Genomic DNA, 17011 nt, shown 5'->3' on the forward strand with positions numbered 1-17011 from the left:
AAACCCTCCTCTAAACGGAACCCTCAATCTGTCTCATGGGCGCTGACGGCGGACACTTGCGCCTGATCGCGATAGAAGTTGATCGCGCCAGTGGGACGCCGACCGGCCCGGGCGAGCGCGGTGGCGACGATCGCCGAGTCCAGTCCGCCGGAGATTTCACAGAGCATCGTCTCGGCATCGCTGGCCTCAGCCGCGACGCTGACGTCCACCCAGCGCCTGAGCGCGTCAGCAGGATCGTCCGGCGGCCTGCGCTCGCGCACGATCCGGGCTGGCGACCAAAGGCGCAGGGATTCGCCCGCGCCGACACCATGCCGGCACTCTCCGGGGTCAACGCCCAGGACGCCGCTCAGCGGCGGGGCCGCGCCGGTCCGGCGAGGATCGTCCAGGAGATCGCCGACCCGGCGCCAATCGATCGCAAGCCCTAGCGGCGCGGCCAGGCCCCTGGGGGCTTCTGATCCAATCAAGGTGACGCCGTCCCGGCGCCAGATGAAGGCCTCGACCTGACCGGTAGGATCGCGCAGCACGACCGGCGGGTCGGGGCGTCGCGGGGCCAGCACCGCCACGTAGCCGCCCCAAGCGCTCTGGATGAGGCGCGAGACCGCCTCGATGGGATCCAGATCGACCAGGCCATCGAGCTGAGGTTGGCGCGCCTCCCCAGCCTCTCCCGCCGCTCGATCGAATACGCGCCCCAGCAAGACGCCACCGACGCCGTGCGCGCCGGCAAGCGGCAGGACCGGCAGCGGCGCGGCGCCCTTGACCAGCACCGCCAGGGCATAGGCCTTGACGACATGGCGCCATCCTTGCCGCGCGACCAGGTCTTCGAGCATGGCGTCGAAGGCGGCGGCGGTGGCGCCGGGCGTGCGGACCAGAACGATATAGCCCATGGCTCAGACCACCAGGATCGGGTGGTAGGCGGACAGGCGCTCGGCCTCGTCGTCCAAGACCGCGTCCTCGACCTGTAGCCAGCAATGAGCGTCGAAAGGCCAGACGCTGACGCCAAAGACCCAGGCTGCGTCGTGCCCGAGCGCGCGAAGATAGGCGCGCAGCATGTGGCTGCGAAAAAGGCAGGCGCCGTCGATCGGGAGCCACGGCGTCAGGCGTCGGTAGGCCGCCAGATCGTCGAGGAAGTCAGGCGAGAGCGCCTGGGCCTGGGCGGGCGGTCCGGCAATGAGCTGCGCGAACGGCCGGTACCGGCCGGCGCGCGCGACGAGGACCGCGTGCGCCAGGGCGCGCCATCGCCGCACGGTCGCACGCGCGTCGATCGTCTCGAGGTGCTCCAGGATCCGACGCGCCGTGCGCGCCACCGGCGCGACACAGGCCGGCTCTGTCGTCGGGAGCGTCCCGCGCTCGGCCAATCGCGCCTCAACCAGCGCTCGCGCCAGCGGTTCGGGCGCGCCGTGCACCTGGCCGTCCGGGTCGATAACCACGCCCCTGATCGCGGGCAGGCAGAAATAGGCGTCGGCTTCGGCGTCGAGCAACACCAGGTCGTCCTCGACGCTGACTCCGCGCACGTGTCGGGCCAGGCACAGCGACATGCTGCCTCCAGAGACTTTGGGAAAGACAGGGAGCCGGCGCCGCGCGGCGCCGGCGCGCCCGCTAGACAGGGTCGTAGTAGAGCGGCAGGCCTTCTTCCATGTGCATAGTGCCGCCGCCGGCTCGGGTCAGGGCCATGGCGCTGCCGAGGCGGATCAGTCGAGGCATGGAGGTCATTGGACCGTCTCCATGAGCGTATGCCGCGCAAAAGCGCGATGAGACGGCGCGCCGTCGGATTGTGACCGGCAGGCGCGCCGCACGGAAGACGGCGTCCGCGAGCGGGCGCCGTCCGCGCCGGGTTCAGAGCGGGTCGTACCGGATGAACTCGACGGACTCGGCCTTCAGGGTGCCGCCGCTGGCCTGGGTCAGCTGCTTGGCCGAGCCGAGGCGGATCAGTTGCAGGGAGTCACGCATCGCAGGTCTCCTTTCGTTCAGCCGCGGGTTGCGGCTTAATCAGGAGGCGACGCGGAGGTGGTATATTCAAACTATATCCGGGCTATATCTGCAGCCGCTCGAGGGTCGCCGAAAGAACCCGCGCCGCGCCCTGGATGCGCCGGCGGTAGAAGGCCCGGGCGAGCGCGCGCAAGCGGCCGGGGTCGGGATAGGCCTGCGCCAGTTCGGCCATGACCGCCTCGGTGTCGCCGATCACCAGGGCTTCGGCCGCAATAAACACCGACAGGGGCTCACGCGTGCGCCGCAAAGCAGCCAGCAGGGTGCGGTCTCCGGCCAGGGCCACGATCACATCGAAGACCTGGTTGGGATCCTCGCCGTCGATCAGCGGCCAGGACGCGCGCCTTACCGGCCCAACGCCACGAGCCGCACCGCCCCGGGCATCGGCCGACAAAGCGGCCAGGACGTGGGCCAGGTTCAAGCGATAGAGTTCGGCCAGGCTCGTGGCGTCATGCGAGCGGCCGACATAGCCGGTCCGGGTGCGGACGATCAGACCTTCGCCGGCCAACCATGCCAGAGCTTCTCGCACCGGGGTCTGGCTGACGCCAAGCGCCTTGGCGAGCAGATTGATGGCCAGGGCCCGGCCCTGCAGCCCCTCCCCCTCCCGAAGCTTCAGCCGAATGGCTTCCAACGCCCGCTCGAACGGATCGCGATCACGGCTCACGACATCCCCACCACAAAGCGGCAAGCGTGAACGTCCCGCTTCCTGGCTGTCGAGGCGCGAAGGGCGCGATGCGCCACCAGGCGGTCAAATGTGTTCGCTCAGAGACTCAACCGGTGGGTGGAAACCAGAAGACGACGGCTCTTCCCCCAGAATCGTGCGGATTGGTTCGCATGGTTTAGAGCAAACCCGTCGCCGATCCCGCGACGGGCGCCGGAATTCGCAAAAACCTGCCCACCTGCACGCAATTGCAACCTTCGGTCATTGATCCGGCTGCGGACGAGCGCCAGATTGCAATTCTGCCTTAGGTTGACCGCGTGTGGTTGCGGAGTGAGCATGTCCCAGCAGGATATCAGCTATGCCCGGCAGTCGGAGTTGCTGTCCACAATCCTCAAGAAGATCCGGGTCATACGAAGGCTCACCCAGGTCGAAGTCGCCGAGGCGATGGGCATCGCCGAGAAGACCTACGAGAACTTCGAGGCGGGTCGAGGACGCTTGCACTTCGACCGCATCAAGCGGTTCGCGGAGGTGACACGCAGCGACGCCTTGGCGATCGTCCACGGCGTCATGTTCGAGGATCCGGAAGTGGCCTACCGGGCGATGGACAACAAGTCGTCCATGATCCTTTGGCTGGCCCACCGGGAGTTCAGCGCCGAGGCCGGAGACGCCGGCGCCCTGCTCCCGGGGACCGCCATTTTCGAGGCCTTCCGGCAGGCATTCGCCCATCTAAAGGCCTTGTTGGCGCGGCGCCGCGACGGGGCCGAGCACTGGCTCGAACGAGAGATCGGCCGGCTCTACCGCAGCGGTGACGCTTCGGAAACTTGACCCAGGCCTAGGCGGGCGGCGGTTTGTCGACCGGCGTCTCGGCCCGGCGGAACCAGACCAGCGGCAGCACCCCATCCTCGGCGGCCATGATCCGGCCGCTCACCGGCTCGGGCCAGGTCGGGTCGTCGATCTTGACGCTGAGCACCGCGCCGCTGGCGTCATTGACCCGCCAGCCTGCCCCGCACTCGCGCTGCCCCGACCAGGCGATGAAGTCCGGGGCCTTGGCCGAGAACTTCTCGGCTGGGGTCAGGGTGATGAGCGCGTCGCTGGCGAAGGTGTCCAGCTTGCCGGTGAAGCCGTCGCCGTCGCGACGGAATTGGCCGATGGTCATCATGAGGTTCTCCTTTTTGCGCTGTCGTGGTCCCCGCCTGGACGATGCCGGCGCCCGACCGGCGGCGGCTCGAGAGACCAGCTGGGGGGAGTTGAGCTGGTCGGACGAGCCGCCGCCTCGCCGCGCTCCGGGGGGAACGAGAGCGCCGCGACGCGCGGGTGCGAAACGGACGCCTGGGCGGGCGGTTGGTGGCGTCCTCGCGAGACCCGCAAGACCCTTGTGTGCCAGCGCCCAAAGGCTCTCAAGGCGCCCAGGACGCCAGTCGTAGAAAGACAGGCCATGGCGTGGAAACGGCGGCTCCGCCCCACGCCGAGCCCCGCTGAAGGCCGGCTTGAAACATCCCCGGCGCGCCGCGCCCGCCCCGCCGGATCGGCGGGGCGGGCTGACCGCCTTAGTCCTCCTTGGGGCCGGTGCTACGCGACCAGACCAGGGTGTGGACCGTCTCGATGACCACCAGGGCGGCGTTGATCGCCGCGCCGAACGAGGGGTCGTCCAGCTTGACCGACAGGTACTCGTTGTTGTCCTTGCTCGTCTTCTTCCAGGCGGCCCCGAGATTGGCGGCGCCGGCGGTGATGCGGAAATCGGGGCTCTTGTCGCTGGGCTTGTCGGCGACCGGGCGGATCTGGACCTTCTTGAGGTTGATGGCCAGGGTGTGGATCTCGCCCGTGAACGAGCCGTCAGCGTTGGCGGTGAAGGCGCCGATGGTGGACATGGTGGTCTCTCCGATCTGAACCGGGCCGCGCCGATCGCGGCCTCGATGGCGATCGCTGGACCGGGGCTTAAAGTCCGCCCCGCAGAGCGCGCCCCGCCCGTCCAAGCCGTGCTTGCGGGCGCGCTCCCGGAGCCTTGCGGAGGACCGAAGGCGTTGAAGTTTCTTGTCTCGCGAGGAATGGGGCGCCTGCGCCCCAAGGGAAGAAAGTCCAAGGCCAAGGTTGCGGGGACGGACCGGTCCCCGGTCAGATCAGGCCAGAAGAGGACGCGGTCGACGCGCCCGGCTCAGATTTTCATGGAGAGACCGCCTGTTCATCTCGGCGCCGGAACGACAACCCTGGCGGCTGGTTCAGCGGCGAGATCCACACCCTGACCATCGGCCTCGAGAGTCCAGGTCCGCCCGGTTGCCGACAAGTCCGCGACATGAGCTCGGGCTTTCGCATCACCTGCGGGAATGCCGGGTTCGGGCCGCCGGACGATGACGAGTAAGGATGACAGCGAGCACCAGTTGGTCAGCCTGGACGTCCCTTGTTCGGCGCGGCGATCAACGCCGCCCTGGCGATCGTCGAGAAGGCGACCCCCTGGTCTGGTCGCGCAGCACTGGCCCCGAGGTGGACTAAGGCGGTCAACCCGCCCCGCTGATCCGGTGGGGCGGGCGCGGCGCGCCGGTCCTTCAGCCCGTCACTCGATCCCTGCCCTCGCGCGGTCCACTGGGCGCTGACGTCTTGATCCGAGGCTGACTGGCGAAGCGCGCGACGCAGGCTATAGGCAGGGACATGCCCGCTCCCGTCGTCATCGGCGTCATCATCGCCTGCACCGCGCCGACCGTTCACGACGGCGATACCCTGCGCTGCGGGAAGACGTATGTTCGGCTGTTCGGCGTCGACGCCCCGGAAGTGCGGCGCGGCAAGACGGCGGCGGAGCCCTTGGCCTACGAGGCTCGCGATTTGCTTTTCAGCCTGACCCGCGAGCGGGTCGGCTGTCGGGTTGTGGCGGCGGACCGCTACGGCCGGCAAGTGGCCAAGTGCTGGTCGAGCGCCAGTCCTGACCTCAACGCCGCGATGATCCGGTCGGGCCTGGCGACGGAGTGGCGCCGCTACAGCAAGGGCGCTTACGCCGCCGCGCAGGACGAGGCGCGCATCGCTAAACGTGGCAACTGGGCACCGGGGGCGACGGCGCGCCCGGCCCGCTGACCCCGCAGGCGCTAGACCTTGGCGTCCTCGCGGCTCTTGAGGTCTTCGAATGACTTGGGGTCTTCGCCCATCGCCACGGCCTCGGCGCGCGTCCACACCCTCGTCTCGCGGCCCTTGGCGACCTTGATCTGAATTCCGCGCGTACGAATGCCGCGTCCTAGCGTGGTGCAGCAGGTCGAAAGGTTGGCGCCGACCCAGTCATCCCGGTCGAAGGTGATCAGGCCGGGACGCTCGCCATCGTCGCCGGTCTTCTCGAAGGCGGCTTGCATCTCTTCGAGGATGCGGTCGATCTGATCCTGAGTCATCGAGCGGCGATAGGTCGATTCCGCGCGTCGCCGACCGTCGATCCAGACCATCAGCCCGATGGTCCACAGGAAAGCGGGCGACGCCAAACGAAAGCGGCCGATCCCAAAGGATCGGCCGCGCCGGTCTTGCCGAAAAGATGACGGGTGGCCGCAAGGCCGCCCGTCCCTCCCTACTCGGCCGCGTCCAGCAGAGCCGCGACCTCAGCCTCGTCCGCTGCGGTCTGTTCGGCCTCGCCGCCGCCCAAGACATCGTCCACGTCGGGCGCGACCTCCTCGGCCTCGTCTTGAGCGCCCGCCCCCTCGGGCGCCCCGGCCTCGGGGGTCGGGCCTTGATCGTCGTCCTCGGCGGACGCCTCGGCACGCGGACTGACGGTGCGCAGGACGGGCGGCAGCCATCCGGCTTCGACCAGCAGCGGCTCGGCCGCCTCGACCATCTGCGGCTTCTTCAAGCCCGACAGCCGCCCCGCCACCTCGGCCGACACACCATCGCCGACCGCCGCCATGATCTGGGCCTTGGTGACGCGGTCCAGGTAGCGCACGGCGGTCGGCCTCCAGTAGGCCCGCATGTCGAGATCAAGCGCCGTGGCCAGGGTCTCGACATGGGCCAGGATCGTTCGCTCACGACGCTCCCAGGTGCGCAGGCCATCGAGCGTCAGGCTCACGCAGTGGGCGAGCAGACAGGCGCGGCTGTCGGCGTCGAGCCCGACCACGAACGCCCAGATGTCCTCGGGGGCGCCGGGGACTTGGCGCGCCCAATGGCTGTGGCGTTCGGCGATGGAGAGCCCCGCCGGGCTTTCCTCGATGCCTTCGCCAAAGCCATTGAGGTTGCGCGACCCCCAACGGATGTCGAGGCAGGTCGCCGGAACGCCGAGGGCGAAGACCCGGCTGACCAGAGCGTGGACCAGGGCGAGTTGGGCAAGGTCCGGGTCCTGGGCCAGGGCGTCGCGAAGGGCCGCGGTGCGATGGGCGGTCAGTTCGGCGATCACGCGGTCGGGCAGCGGCGCGGCGGCGTCACCGTCGGGCTCGTCGATGTCGTCGTCTTCGCCGCCGTCGTCTGCGTCGCCGTCGCCGTCTTCTTCGTCCCTGTCGTCGTCTTCGCCGAGGAATGGGCCGTGATCATCGGCGCCGTCCTGCCCGTCATCGGCCTCGTCTTCCGGTTCGGGCGCGGGCTCGTCCTCGGGGCGGACAAAGCCCCGGTCGATCCGCACGTCGCCGTAGGGCAGCAACACCACCATAACACCGGCTCGCGCCTTCTCTTGCGCCGTGTGGCCGAAGTCGTCGCCCAGCGCCTCCAGTTCGGCTTCGATGGCCTCGAAGCGCGCGGCGACCTCGGGCGGCAGCGGGTCTGCCTCGGCCCACTGCTCGGTCAGGGCCGCCTCTTCAGCCTGCAATGCGTTCACGGCGGCGACCGCCTCGGGCGTGCGCTCAAGCGCGTGTTCCCAGATACGGGCCAGGCCGTGGCCGTGCGGGAATTCGAGGTGAGCGCTCGCCCACTTCCAGCCCTCACGGTCGCGGATGTCCTGGGCCAGAGCGGCGAGCTTTTCGCCGACCAGGCGGTCGAGCAGAACGACGTCCTCGACCCAGCCGTCGTTGTCCTCGGTAAAGAGGTCGCGCAGCACCGGGCCGCCCGCCGCGACATAGGCGTCCAGCCCTAAGAAGCGCACGCGGCGGTCGTCGGCCCCCACCTTCATCTCGGTCATGAGGCGACGGATGGCGTAGGGCTGGCGATTGCCCGGCGACAGCTGCTCATAGACCTGCATCTGCCGCACCGGATCGGGATTGACCGCGAAGGCGGTCACCTGATCGAGGGTCAGGACCCCTTCGCGATAGAGGTCGAGCAGCGCGGGCGACACCGCGCCGAGCCGCAGGTGCTTGCGCACGGTCTCGGGGCTTGGCCCGAACCGCGCGCTCAGCTCCTCGGCGCTGTAGCCCTTGCGCTCGGCGAGGTCCTTGTAGGCTTCGTACTGGTCAGCCGGGTGCATCGGTTCGCGGCTAAGGTTCTCGTCCATTGAGACCTCGGACGGGTCGTTGACCGTATCGACCACGCAGCGAACCGGCGCCCCCTTGGCCAACCGCTTGCGCTGGGCCAGCAGGCGTAGGGCTTGGCGACGCCCTTCGCCCGCGCTGACGAGGTAGTAGCCGGTTTCGCGCCCATCCTTGATCTCGGGTTCGACGACGAGCGGTTGCAGCACGCCCTTGTAGGTGATTGAGGCCGCGCGGGACTCGATCACCTGGGCGCTGTGACCGACGCGTCGGACGTTGCGAGGCGAGGCTTTCAGGCGGTTCAAGGGAATGTCCCGAACCTCGCCGTACTGGACGACGATCTGGCTGGGCTTGGCGGCCGAAGCGTCAGCGACGGTCGCGCGGGTTTCTTGGGGGGTCATGTCTGCCTCCTTGGGCAAGGGTTGCAGGCACGCGGAAGGCGCGCCTGAAACCCTGCCAAGCGGCGAGCGCGGGGGTGCAAACGGAGGGGCGTCTTCGCGGGGACCCGCCTGCAGGACGCGACCTGGCGATGGCTGATCCCTGTCGACACGGCCGAAGGTGGGCGGAAGACGATCCGAAGTGCGCTGGGGGCGGAGCCCCAAGCCACGGCCGCGGCAGCGGCCAAACAAGCCAAAACTCAGTCGGCCGATCTTATCGCGGATCCGGCCTTCGCAGAGATGGGCCCTCGATCGCGGCCAGGGCGGCTAGCCAGGCCGGCGTATCGGGTTCGGCCGTCACAGAGATGGACCCTCGTGGCCTTATCGTCGCAGCGCGCCCACCGCGCCTCGCGCTGTGACCCATAGGCCAAGAACACTCGTAGTGATCCGAGCAACCGAACATCGACCTTCCGCCGACAGGCCAAGCTTGCACCAGGCTGCGGGTCGAGCGACTTGGTATTGGCGGCCTGGCATTGGACCGTCATGGTGACCCAAACGGCCAGGACGCTTTTGATGCCCAGACCCAGCAAGATCGACGAGGAGAGGTGGCGCACCGCGCTTGCCCTGGTGATCGTCGAGACGGGCATGCGCAACTCTCGCCTAGAGGAGCTGCACGCGGGAATCTTCCCGACTTCGGCGGTCGGCGACTACAGCGACGTCAAGGTCGTCACGCCCTACGGCGAGATCCCCTGGTCGCGGCTTTCGCGGCTGTGCGACGAGGAAATGAAGTCGCTGATGATCGAGGTGGTCAATCGCGTCTACACGATCTTGATGAATCCCGAGCCCTTCAAGCGACTAATGGGGGCCGCGCGTTGGAACAAGCCCGAGCCCGATCCGGCCCTGATGGATGTCATCGCCCGCTGGGAGGCCAGGCAGCGTGGGATTTCGGACGAGGAGATCTGGGCGAAGTGGCCTCTGGACGAGTCCAAGCGCCCGCCGCCGATCCGCATGGAGCAACGAACGGCCGCCTATGAGGCCGAGCTCGACGAACCACGGGAGCACTGGTCGTTCGAGGCGACGCCAGGAAGCCTGCGGGCCCTGGCCGAGGCTCCGGTTGCCGACGCGGCCTGGATCGCCAAGGCCCGCGAGGCCCTGCGGCTGGGGGCCGAGGAATGGGAGCGCGATCGGATGACGATCCTAGACGAGGAAGACGCAGCCTATCTGCGCGACGAAACGTGACAACCCAGCAGCGAAGACGCAGGCTCGCGCCTTCGATTCCCACACGGAGCCTACAAGATGAACGTTTCGGATCTCGTCGACGCCGCCGTCGCGGCTGAACCCAAGCTCACCAAGGCCCAGGCGAAGGCCATCATCGATGGCGTGTTCAAGTCGCTCGCGGACGCGGCGGTGAAGGGCGAGGAAGTCTCGATTCCCGGCTTTGGCAAGTTCAAGGTCCAAGCCAAGCCCGCGCGCACGGGTCGCAACCCTTCGACCGGCGCGAGCATCGAGATCGCCGCCAGCAAGAAAGTTGCCTTCTCGCCGGCCAAGCAGCTGAAGGACGCGGTGAATTCCTAATCTTTCGGGCAAGGGGCCATCGACAAAATGGCCCCTTCGCTGGACAAACGCGTCGGTGGACGGCGGTCAGAACAAGCCAGCCGTGCGTCCGCCCCACGGTGCTGTCCCATCTCAACGACCTTAGCCGAAGCCCTGGCCCACGCCCGTAAGCTCTGCCGGACGCTGGCGAGCGCGCCCCTCCCCCAGGTTCGCGCCAAGGAGGTTTTCCAGACCTTGGTGCGTGCGCACGATTGGAGCCCGGCTTAGAAGAGAGATCATCGCCTTTGGGCGGTGGCTCGACAACCGTCCCGCGCCCGGCGCGATCAATGAGCGCTACGAGCGGATGCTGAACGCCCTCTAGGGTTCAGCGCCGGAGGCGGCCCAACCCAGCCGCCGTGACCAAAGGTCTTGTACGCCGCCACGATCAGGCCCGCCACGCCCGCCAGCGCCTGGAAGCGGAGCCCCAAGCCTTTCCAAGCTGGAGGCTCGCCGTGGGCGAGCCGTCGCTACGTCGGATCTACGCGGGTTGGTGTCAGACCGGCTAGTCGAAGAGCCCTCCCAGGAAGCCCCGACGCCGGCCGTGGCCACCACCGTGACCGCCGCCGTGCTTTCCGCCCCCGTGCTTTCCACCGTGGCCGCCGCGATCATGATCACCGCGATACTCCCCTTCCCAGGGGCCGCCGTACTCGGGCGCCTGCTGACGCGGCGTCGGCGCGGGCTGAGGCGGCGGGGCCGCTTCATAGGCCATGCTGCGCTCGATGATCTTGTCGAGTTCGCCCCGATCCAGCCACACACCACGGCATTTCGGGCAGTAGTCGATCTCGATGCCTTGCCGATCCGTCATGACCAGATCGACGCGGCAGACGGGGCACAGCAGACCGCCTTCATGGCGGGCGGCGGACATCGTATCGGTCATTCGCAAGCTCCTCGGAACGGCTGCCCTGTGACGATGGCGACGGATTTTGGAACCCGCCAGGACTGACGGCCACTTAAGAACTCGCACGAGGCCATATAGTGGCGCTCGGCACGCTGGTTCCTGTCAAAGTATGGCGGAAAGACCTGCCCCTGTTGGAGACGTCCGTACGCCATGAAGGTTGATCCGACCGCGCTGTGGGAGACTGCCAACCACGTCTTCAACCTGGCCCTGGCCTTCATCCTGGCCTTGCCGGTCGGTTGGGATCGCGAGCGCGAGGAGCGCAGCGCTGGCATCCGGACGTTCCCGCTGGTCGCCATCGCCGCCTGCGGCTTCGTGCTGGTCGGCATCGCGGTGCTCGGCCGCGGATCGCCCGGCCAGGCCCGGATCATGGAAGGCCTGATCACCGGCGTAGGATTCATCGGTGGCGGGGCGATCCTCAAGCAAGGCGCCCGCGCATCCGGAACCGCGACCGCCGCCAGCCTCTGGGCGACCGGGGCGATGGGAGCGGCGGTCGGCTACGGCCTCTACGACATCGCCGTCGTGCTGGCCCTGACCACCTACCTGACCCTGCGGTTTGCCCGCCCGCTTAAGCAAGCCGCCCGCGATGATAAGGCCGACAGTGAGGCGACCGCTGGCGAGGATCGCGGCGAATATAGCTAGGCACTGGACCGTCCAGCGTCCCCGAACCGTTCCGGCGCTGCGGCTACAGCCGCCGCGCCGGAAGGTCTCGCCTGATTCCTCCGTAGTCGCCCTGAGCCAGGCTGGCGTGAGTGGCAGGCGACAGCCGCCGATTGATCGGATAAAGGCGCCGTCGTGAGCCGCTCGACCGCCATCGCCAGATTCTTGGCCCGCGACGCCTTCCTGGTGCTCGCGACCTTGGCGATCGCCCTCCGGATCATGCTCCCGGCCGGCTACATGCCAGGCCAGGCCACCGGCGACAGGCTGCCGTTCGCTCTGGTGCTCTGCACCGGCAACGGCCCCATGACCATCCAGCCCGGTGAAGACCTGGGGGCGCGCCACGGCGAGGCGCCGGGCGAGCCGTCCGCTCACGACACCCCCTGCCCGTTCGCCGCCCAGGGCGCCGCGGTCGCGCCGCCGACCATCACCGCCGTCGGCCAGGCCAAGGCCGTAGCCTATGCCGAACGGCCCTTGGCCGCCGCGGCGAACCTGACGCCCGGCCGAGGTCTTGCGGCCCCACCGCCTCCGCCGACCGGTCCTCCCAGCGTCCTGATCTGATCTCCGGCGGCCTTGCGCCGCCATCCGAGCCCGCGCGTTCGCGTCGAACCGCGCGCGGCAGATCGATCACGGCCGTCTCGCGCGGCCCAAGGACCTGAACAACGCCATGAAATCGCTCCTGCTGGCCGCCTCGGCCATTACCCTCTGCACGCCTGTCACCGCCCTGGCCGCCGATCTCGCGGCCGCCAACGACCAGACACCGGCCGATAGCCAAGTCTCGTCGGTCATCGTCACCGCCCGCCCGAACCCCGAGGACCCGCAGGTCGTCGCCGACGCCCGCCGACGGCTGTCGGAGACCCCCGGCGGCGTGTCGGTGGTCTCGCAAGAGAGCTACATCAGCCGCCAGGCCCTGGCGCTGGACGACATGCTGCGCGACGCCCCCGGCGTCTACGCCCAGCGCAAATGGGGCGGCGACATCCGCATCTCGATCCGCGGCTCTGGCATCGGCAACACCGTCCACAATCGCGGGCTGCTGCTGGCCCAGGACGGCGTGCCGCTGAATGAAGCCGATGGGTTTGGTGACAGCCAGGTCGCCGACCCGCTGAACACCCGCTACGCCGAGGTCTATCGCGGCGGCAACGCCCTGCGCTTCGGCGGGGCCTTGCTGGGCGGGGCGGTCAACCTGGTCACGCCCACGGGCAAGGACGCGGGCTTCGCCAACCAAGTCCGGATCGACGGCGGCTCGTTCGGGCTGCTACGTGAGCATGTCGCCATCGCCCGCCAGTCGGGGAGCTGGGACGTCTATGCCGCGGCCACAAACCAGACGGCCCAGGGCTGGCGCTCGCAGAGCCAGCAGAACATCCAGTTCGGCTCGCTCAATATCGGCCGCAGCTTCGGCGAGGACCGCGAGGTCCGCTTCATCGTCAACGGCTCGAATATCAACCAGGAGATCCCCGGATCCCTGACCCTGGCCCAGTTCCAGGCCAATCCGCACCAGTCGGCGGCCGGCAACCTCTCCGGCGACCAGAGCCGCAACCAGCGCGGCCTGCGCGGTTCGCTGCGCACCACCTGGCGGCTGGACGACAGCTTGGTGTTCGAGGGCGCTGTCTATGCGGTGTGGAAGGACCTGGACCACCCGATCTTCCAGGTCATCGACCAGCAGAGCCGCAACTGGGGCGCCTTCGGCCGCTTCGACTGGGACGGCGAACTGGCCGGCAAGCGGGCCGACGCCTTCTTCGGCGCCTGGGTGCGGACCGGCGACTTGGACAGCAATTTCTACGTCAACAATCGCGGCGCTCGCGGCGCGCCGACCTCGCGGACCTTGCAGAACGCCAAGGCCGTGGACGTGTTCGGCGAGGGCCGTCTGTTCGTCACCGACCGCGTCGCCGTGGTGGCCGGCGCGACCTGGGGCGAGGCGCGGCGCGACTACACCAGCTTCGCCATCCCCGGCCAGGCGGCGACCTTCAACCTCAAGGCCGACAAAACCTATGACTGGGTCTCGCCGCGCGTCGGCCTCCTCTGGCAGGACGAGACCGGCAACCAGGTCTTCGCCAACCTGACCCGCTCGGTCGAGCCGCCGAACTTCAGCTCGATGAGCCCGACCAATACCGGCTTCGCCCCCGTGAAGGCGCAGAAGGCCTGGACCGGCGAGGTCGGGGCGCGCGGCCACAAGGGTCCGTTCACATACGACCTGACGCTCTATCGCGCCGAGCTTCGGGACGAGATGCTGCAATATGCGGTGACCTCGTCGATCCCGGCCTCGACCTTCAATGCCGACAAGACAATGCACCAGGGGATCGAGGCGGCGCTGGACTGGGCCGTGGCCCCGCGCTGGCGCCTGCGCCAGACCTGGAGCCTGTCGGACTTCCGCTTCAAGGACGACGTGCAGTTCGGCGACAACCGCCTGCCGATCGTGCCGAAGACCTTCTACCGCTCTGAGGTCCGCTACGACGACCCGCGCGGCTGGTTCATCGCGCCGTCGGTCGAGTGGTCGGCCAGCGACGCCTGGATCGACTACAAGAACACCCAGGCCACGCCCAGCTATGCGATCGTCAATCTGAACGCCGGCTGGAAGGTCACGCCCGCCGTGTCGCTGTTCGTCGATGCCCGCAACCTGACCGACAAGGCCTATGTCTCCAACACCCAGGCCGCCGTCGCCTGGACCGCTGCGACTGCCACCCTGTGGCCCGGCGACGGCCGGTCGATCTTCGGCGGGGTCACCGTAAACTTCTGACCTATGCAGGCGCGCCCGGCGCGTCTGCCCCACCCGCCCTTTCGAGCCGCTACACCTGTCCCCCCATGGACGAGTCGGTCGGCCAAAACAGGGCGCTACGGTTTGCGAACCCCTCGTCCTTGCCCCAATTCAGGGTGCGCCGGCCAAGCGTGAGGTGAATCTTCGAGCCCATCACGCGATGGATCCGCGCCTGGCCGGATGGTTCAAGTTCCGTGTGAGCTCCTTGCATCGCGCACGGTGACGCCGATCGACGGCGGGCCTGGTCGTGCCAACCTTGGGCGAGCGACGCTGAAGGCTGAATCCTTGGGGAGCCCCTCAGCGGGCCTCGCCGCTCGGTGGGTGACCAATCAGCTGGGCGCATAGTGCTTCGGCCAGGTCCGGGTCCCCGTCGGCGATGGCCTGACCCAGACCCCGGTGAAGTCCGACGTCCTCCAGCTGGCTCTCCGGCGACTGCTTTTCCATCTGCCAGATCCAGAACCGGGTGGCGACGTTCTGCAGGGCGATCACGAACCGGGCCAGCGTCGGGTTCTGGGCGGCGACGGCGACCGCGCGGTGAAAGGCCAGGTCCATGGCCAGCATGGCGCGAAAATCACCCGTGGCGATGGCGTCTTCGGCGCCGGCGAAGGCGTCGAGAATGGCCACGACATCGGTCGGACGGCGATTGCGCGCGGCCAGCGCGGCGGCCTTGCCTTCGAGCATCCGCCGGACCTGAAAGGCGTGCTCGATCTCGGCGACATCGAGGGGCGCGACGATGGTGCCCACGCGCGGGCGACGCACCACCAGCCCCTCGATGGCCAAGCGCCCCAGGGCGTCCCGGATGCCCGCGACACCGCCTGCGTAGCGGGCGGCCAGGGCATTCTCCTCCAGGACCTGCATGGGCGGCAGATCACCCAGGATGATGTCCTGCAGAAGGAGGTCATAGAGCCTGGCCTTCTGGAGACCGGGCGACCAGGCGCCGTGCGGCGCGACACTATTGAGGGGCCCCTTCATGGGCGGGGCGCGATCGACGACTTCATGGCCAAGGTCCTAGTGACAAACCCCGCCGACGTCATTCCCATTGGCCTCTAAAATGTAAGACTTTCGAACGGCGACAAGCGCTTGGCCCGGGCCGGCCGCCCGCTCTAAGTCGCCGCCATGTCCTGCCCCCACCCTGCTCCCGGCGCCGTCGCATCGGCGTTCCAACAGGCCCTTGAAGCCGGCGCGGCCCTGGCCGGCGCCACCGCGCCCAATCCACCGGTCGGGTGCGCCGCCCTAGCCGCCGATGGCGAGATCCTGGCTGTCGCCGCCCACCATGGCGCCGGTCACGCCCATGCCGAGGTCGCCGCGCTGGAAGCCTGTCGCCAGACCGGCCGGCTGGATGCGGTGAGCGCCCTCGTCGTCACGCTCGAACCCTGCAATCACCACGGCCGCACCCCGCCCTGCGTCGAGACCATCCTGGCCAGTCCCGTCCGCGCCGTCTGGATCGGCACGCCAGATCCGAACCCGGCGGTGCGCGGCGGAGGCGCGCGCCAGCTCGCCGCCGCCGGTCTGGACGTGACCTTCGCCGCCGACCTGCCCCACCCGATGGCGCCGCGGCTGGCCGCCCGGAGCGCCCGGCTCATCGCGCCCTTCGCGCGGCGCCTGCGAAGCGGCCGGCCGTGGGTGACGGTCAAGCAGGCCCTGCGATCGGATGGCTCCATGATCCCGCCCGCCGGCGCCAAGACCTTCACCAGCGCCACGTCGCTGGACCTGGCGCACGCCTTGCGCCGCCGCGCTGACGCCATCGTCACCGGCTCTGGCACGATCCTGGCCGACAGCCCTCTCTTCACCGTGCGGCGGGTCCCCGACCCGCGCCTGTCCCCGCGCCGCCTGGCCATCCTCGACCGCCGCCGCCGCGTCCCGGCCGCCTATCTGGCCCGGGCACGGATGCAGGGCTTCGCGCCGAGCCTACACGACGACCTGCCGACGCTGCTGGCGCAACTGGCGGAAGATGGCGCCCTGGAGGCTTTGATTGAGGCTGGGCCGACCGTGACCACGGCGGTGCTGGCCGGCGATCTCTGGGATGAGCACGTCGTCATCAGGACAGCGGACGCGGCCGATCAGGACGACCGGATCGAGGTTCGGCTGGCCCACGATCTGGAGGCCCGCGCCTGATGTTCACCGGGATCATCGAGACCGTCGGCGAGACCCTGTGGGTGACGCAAGCGGGGGACGGCGCCCTCAAGATCGGCCTGGCCACTGGGTTTTCCGATCTGACCCTGGGCGAAAGCGTCGCCGTCGATGGCGTCTGCCTGACGGTGATCGCCCAGGACGACGCTGGAGAGGCCACCTTCTTCCTCAGCGCCGAGACGCTGGCGCGCAGTACCTTCCCGACCCTCGCCGTCGGCGCCCGCGTCAATCTCGAACGGGCGCTGCAGGTGTCGGCGCGGCTGTCGGGTCACATCGTGCAGGGTCATGTCGATGGCCTGGCGCGGATCACGGCCATCACCGGCGACGAGGACGATCGTCGCGTGCGCCTCAGACTGCCCGACGGCCTCTGGCCCTACTGCGTCGAGAAGGGATCGATCACCCTGAACGGCATCAGCCTGACCCTGACCGATGTCGGCCCGATCCAGGCCCCTGACGGGTTCAGCGTCGGCGTCGCCCTCATTCCCCACACCTGGACCCACACCACCCTGCGGCACGCGGTCGTCGGCGATCTCGTCAATGTCGAAGTCGACGTGCTGGCCAAATATGCGGAGCGTCTATGTCACGTCTATCTGAAGCGCTCGCACGCCTGAGGGC

General features: G+C 68.8%; 18 protein-coding genes. 9 read left to right on the forward strand and 9 right to left on the reverse strand.

Annotated features, from left to right (window positions below):
- Positions 1 to 23: 23 nt before the first annotated feature.
- The 3 genes from Q0V34_RS08645 to Q0V34_RS08655 form a co-directional block, all read right to left on the reverse strand.
- Positions 24 to 884 (reverse strand): hypothetical protein, encoded by an 861-nt coding sequence (locus Q0V34_RS08645; protein WP_297510679.1) that lies wholly within the window; start codon positions 882 to 884, stop codon positions 24 to 26.
- Between the two features lie 3 nt (positions 885 to 887).
- Complete coding sequence (locus Q0V34_RS08650; RefSeq protein ID WP_062098567.1) at positions 888 to 1535, reverse strand: lasso peptide biosynthesis B2 protein; 648 nt, start codon at positions 1533 to 1535, stop codon at positions 888 to 890.
- Positions 1536 to 2029: 494 nt separating this feature from the next.
- Positions 2030 to 2647, reverse strand: a complete 618-nt coding sequence (locus tag Q0V34_RS08655) for a GntR family transcriptional regulator (protein WP_062098569.1) — start codon at positions 2645 to 2647, stop codon at positions 2030 to 2032.
- Between the two features lie 333 nt (positions 2648 to 2980).
- Here Q0V34_RS08655 and Q0V34_RS08660 point away from each other — a divergent pair, with 333 nt between their 5' ends.
- Complete coding sequence (locus Q0V34_RS08660; protein ID WP_062098571.1) at positions 2981 to 3469, forward strand: helix-turn-helix transcriptional regulator; 489 nt, start codon at positions 2981 to 2983, stop codon at positions 3467 to 3469.
- A 7-nt stretch (positions 3470 to 3476) separates the two neighbouring features.
- Here the strand turns inward: Q0V34_RS08660 and Q0V34_RS08665 are convergent, their stop codons facing one another.
- Positions 3477 to 3803 (reverse strand): DUF736 family protein, encoded by a 327-nt coding sequence (locus tag Q0V34_RS08665; RefSeq protein WP_062098573.1) that lies wholly within the window; start codon positions 3801 to 3803, stop codon positions 3477 to 3479.
- Between the two features lie 388 nt (positions 3804 to 4191).
- Positions 4192 to 4512, reverse strand: coding sequence for a DUF736 domain-containing protein (locus tag Q0V34_RS08670; protein WP_062098575.1), 321 nt, complete (start codon positions 4510 to 4512; stop codon positions 4192 to 4194).
- Between the two features lie 775 nt (positions 4513 to 5287).
- On the opposite strand from Q0V34_RS08670, the gene Q0V34_RS08675 reads away from it, so the two are divergent.
- Positions 5288 to 5704, forward strand: coding sequence for a thermonuclease family protein (locus Q0V34_RS08675; RefSeq protein ID WP_062098577.1), 417 nt, complete (start codon positions 5288 to 5290; stop codon positions 5702 to 5704).
- A gap of 11 nt (positions 5705 to 5715) precedes the next feature.
- Here Q0V34_RS08675 and Q0V34_RS08680 read toward each other — a convergent pair whose 3' ends face one another.
- Complete coding sequence (locus Q0V34_RS08680; RefSeq protein WP_062098579.1) at positions 5716 to 6096, reverse strand: hypothetical protein; 381 nt, start codon at positions 6094 to 6096, stop codon at positions 5716 to 5718.
- A gap of 83 nt (positions 6097 to 6179) precedes the next feature.
- Positions 6180 to 8393: a ParB/RepB/Spo0J family partition protein gene (locus Q0V34_RS08685; RefSeq protein ID WP_062098581.1), complete on the reverse strand. Its 2214-nt coding sequence runs from the start codon at positions 8391 to 8393 to the stop codon at positions 6180 to 6182.
- Between the two features lie 549 nt (positions 8394 to 8942).
- On the opposite strand from Q0V34_RS08685, the gene Q0V34_RS08690 reads away from it, so the two are divergent.
- Together Q0V34_RS08690 and Q0V34_RS08695 are read left to right on the forward strand one after the other, a co-directional pair.
- Positions 8943 to 9608, forward strand: coding sequence for a hypothetical protein (locus tag Q0V34_RS08690; protein WP_197425296.1), 666 nt, complete (start codon positions 8943 to 8945; stop codon positions 9606 to 9608).
- Between the two features lie 57 nt (positions 9609 to 9665).
- The gene (locus Q0V34_RS08695) at positions 9666 to 9944 is read left to right on the forward strand and encodes an HU family DNA-binding protein (RefSeq protein ID WP_062098584.1); all 279 of its coding nucleotides are present in this window, start codon (positions 9666 to 9668) and stop codon (positions 9942 to 9944) included.
- Positions 9945 to 10464: 520 nt separating this feature from the next.
- Here Q0V34_RS08695 and Q0V34_RS08700 read toward each other — a convergent pair.
- A complete protein-coding gene (locus Q0V34_RS08700) occupies positions 10465 to 10839 on the reverse strand; it encodes a zf-TFIIB domain-containing protein (protein WP_062098586.1) in 375 nt (124 codons plus the stop codon).
- Positions 10840 to 11010: 171 nt separating this feature from the next.
- Between Q0V34_RS08700 and Q0V34_RS08705 the strand changes: the two genes are divergently transcribed.
- The 3 genes from Q0V34_RS08705 (at position 11011) to Q0V34_RS08715 (ending at position 14248) form a co-directional block, all read left to right on the forward strand.
- The gene (locus Q0V34_RS08705) at positions 11011 to 11499 is read left to right on the forward strand and encodes an MgtC/SapB family protein (protein WP_062098588.1); all 489 of its coding nucleotides are present in this window, start codon (positions 11011 to 11013) and stop codon (positions 11497 to 11499) included.
- Positions 11500 to 11652: 153 nt separating this feature from the next.
- Positions 11653 to 12075: a hypothetical protein gene (locus tag Q0V34_RS08710; RefSeq protein WP_062098590.1), complete on the forward strand. Its 423-nt coding sequence runs from the start codon at positions 11653 to 11655 to the stop codon at positions 12073 to 12075.
- A 106-nt stretch (positions 12076 to 12181) separates the two neighbouring features.
- A complete protein-coding gene (locus Q0V34_RS08715) occupies positions 12182 to 14248 on the forward strand; it encodes a TonB-dependent receptor (protein WP_099503343.1) in 2067 nt (688 codons plus the stop codon).
- Positions 14249 to 14563: 315 nt separating this feature from the next.
- On the opposite strand, the gene Q0V34_RS08720 is transcribed toward Q0V34_RS08715, so the two are convergent.
- Entirely contained in the window at positions 14564 to 15238 is a 675-nt protein-coding gene (locus Q0V34_RS08720) for a GntR family transcriptional regulator (protein ID WP_062099893.1), read from the reverse strand.
- 144 nt (positions 15239 to 15382) lie between these two features.
- Between Q0V34_RS08720 and ribD the strand changes: the two genes are divergently transcribed.
- Complete coding sequence (ribD, locus tag Q0V34_RS08725) at positions 15383 to 16381, forward strand: bifunctional diaminohydroxyphosphoribosylaminopyrimidine deaminase/5-amino-6-(5-phosphoribosylamino)uracil reductase RibD (RefSeq protein WP_062099894.1); 999 nt, start codon at positions 15383 to 15385, stop codon at positions 16379 to 16381.
- Entirely contained in the window at positions 16381 to 17007 is a 627-nt protein-coding gene (locus Q0V34_RS08730; protein ID WP_062099902.1) for a riboflavin synthase, read from the forward strand. The genes ribD and Q0V34_RS08730 overlap by 1 nt, the downstream gene beginning before the upstream one ends.
- Positions 17008 to 17011: the final 4 nt, after the last annotated feature.

The organism is uncultured Caulobacter sp., from assembly GCF_947036865.1.
Lineage (GTDB): Bacteria > Pseudomonadota > Alphaproteobacteria > Caulobacterales > Caulobacteraceae > Caulobacter.

Excerpts from the sequence above, each read along its gene's own strand:
- Q0V34_RS08660 (WP_062098571.1), top strand. The coding sequence starts at position 2,981 with ATGTCCCAGCAGGATATCAGCTATGCCCGGCAGTCGGAGTTGCTGTCC.
- Q0V34_RS08700 (WP_062098586.1), bottom strand. The coding sequence starts at position 10,839 with ATGACCGATACGATGTCCGCCGCCCGCCATGAAGGCGGTCTGCTGTGC.
- Q0V34_RS08665 (WP_062098573.1), bottom strand. The coding sequence starts at position 3,803 with ATGATGACCATCGGCCAATTCCGTCGCGACGGCGACGGCTTCACCGGC.
- Q0V34_RS08695 (WP_062098584.1), top strand. The coding sequence starts at position 9,666 with ATGAACGTTTCGGATCTCGTCGACGCCGCCGTCGCGGCTGAACCCAAG.
- Q0V34_RS08670 (WP_062098575.1), bottom strand. The coding sequence starts at position 4,512 with ATGTCCACCATCGGCGCCTTCACCGCCAACGCTGACGGCTCGTTCACG.
- Q0V34_RS08685 (WP_062098581.1), bottom strand. The coding sequence starts at position 8,393 with ATGACCCCCCAAGAAACCCGCGCGACCGTCGCTGACGCTTCGGCCGCC.
- Q0V34_RS08650 (WP_062098567.1), bottom strand. The coding sequence starts at position 1,535 with ATGTCGCTGTGCCTGGCCCGACACGTGCGCGGAGTCAGCGTCGAGGAC.
- Q0V34_RS08675 (WP_062098577.1), top strand. The coding sequence starts at position 5,288 with ATGCCCGCTCCCGTCGTCATCGGCGTCATCATCGCCTGCACCGCGCCG.
- Q0V34_RS08705 (WP_062098588.1), top strand. The coding sequence starts at position 11,011 with ATGAAGGTTGATCCGACCGCGCTGTGGGAGACTGCCAACCACGTCTTC.
- Q0V34_RS08720 (WP_062099893.1), bottom strand. The coding sequence starts at position 15,238 with ATGAAGGGGCCCCTCAATAGTGTCGCGCCGCACGGCGCCTGGTCGCCC.
- ribD (WP_062099894.1), top strand. The coding sequence starts at position 15,383 with ATGTCCTGCCCCCACCCTGCTCCCGGCGCCGTCGCATCGGCGTTCCAA.
- Q0V34_RS08715 (WP_099503343.1), top strand. The coding sequence starts at position 12,182 with ATGAAATCGCTCCTGCTGGCCGCCTCGGCCATTACCCTCTGCACGCCT.
- Q0V34_RS08645 (WP_297510679.1), bottom strand. The coding sequence starts at position 884 with ATGGGCTATATCGTTCTGGTCCGCACGCCCGGCGCCACCGCCGCCGCC.
- Q0V34_RS08730 (WP_062099902.1), top strand. The coding sequence starts at position 16,381 with ATGTTCACCGGGATCATCGAGACCGTCGGCGAGACCCTGTGGGTGACG.
- Q0V34_RS08690 (WP_197425296.1), top strand. The coding sequence starts at position 8,943 with ATGCCCAGACCCAGCAAGATCGACGAGGAGAGGTGGCGCACCGCGCTT.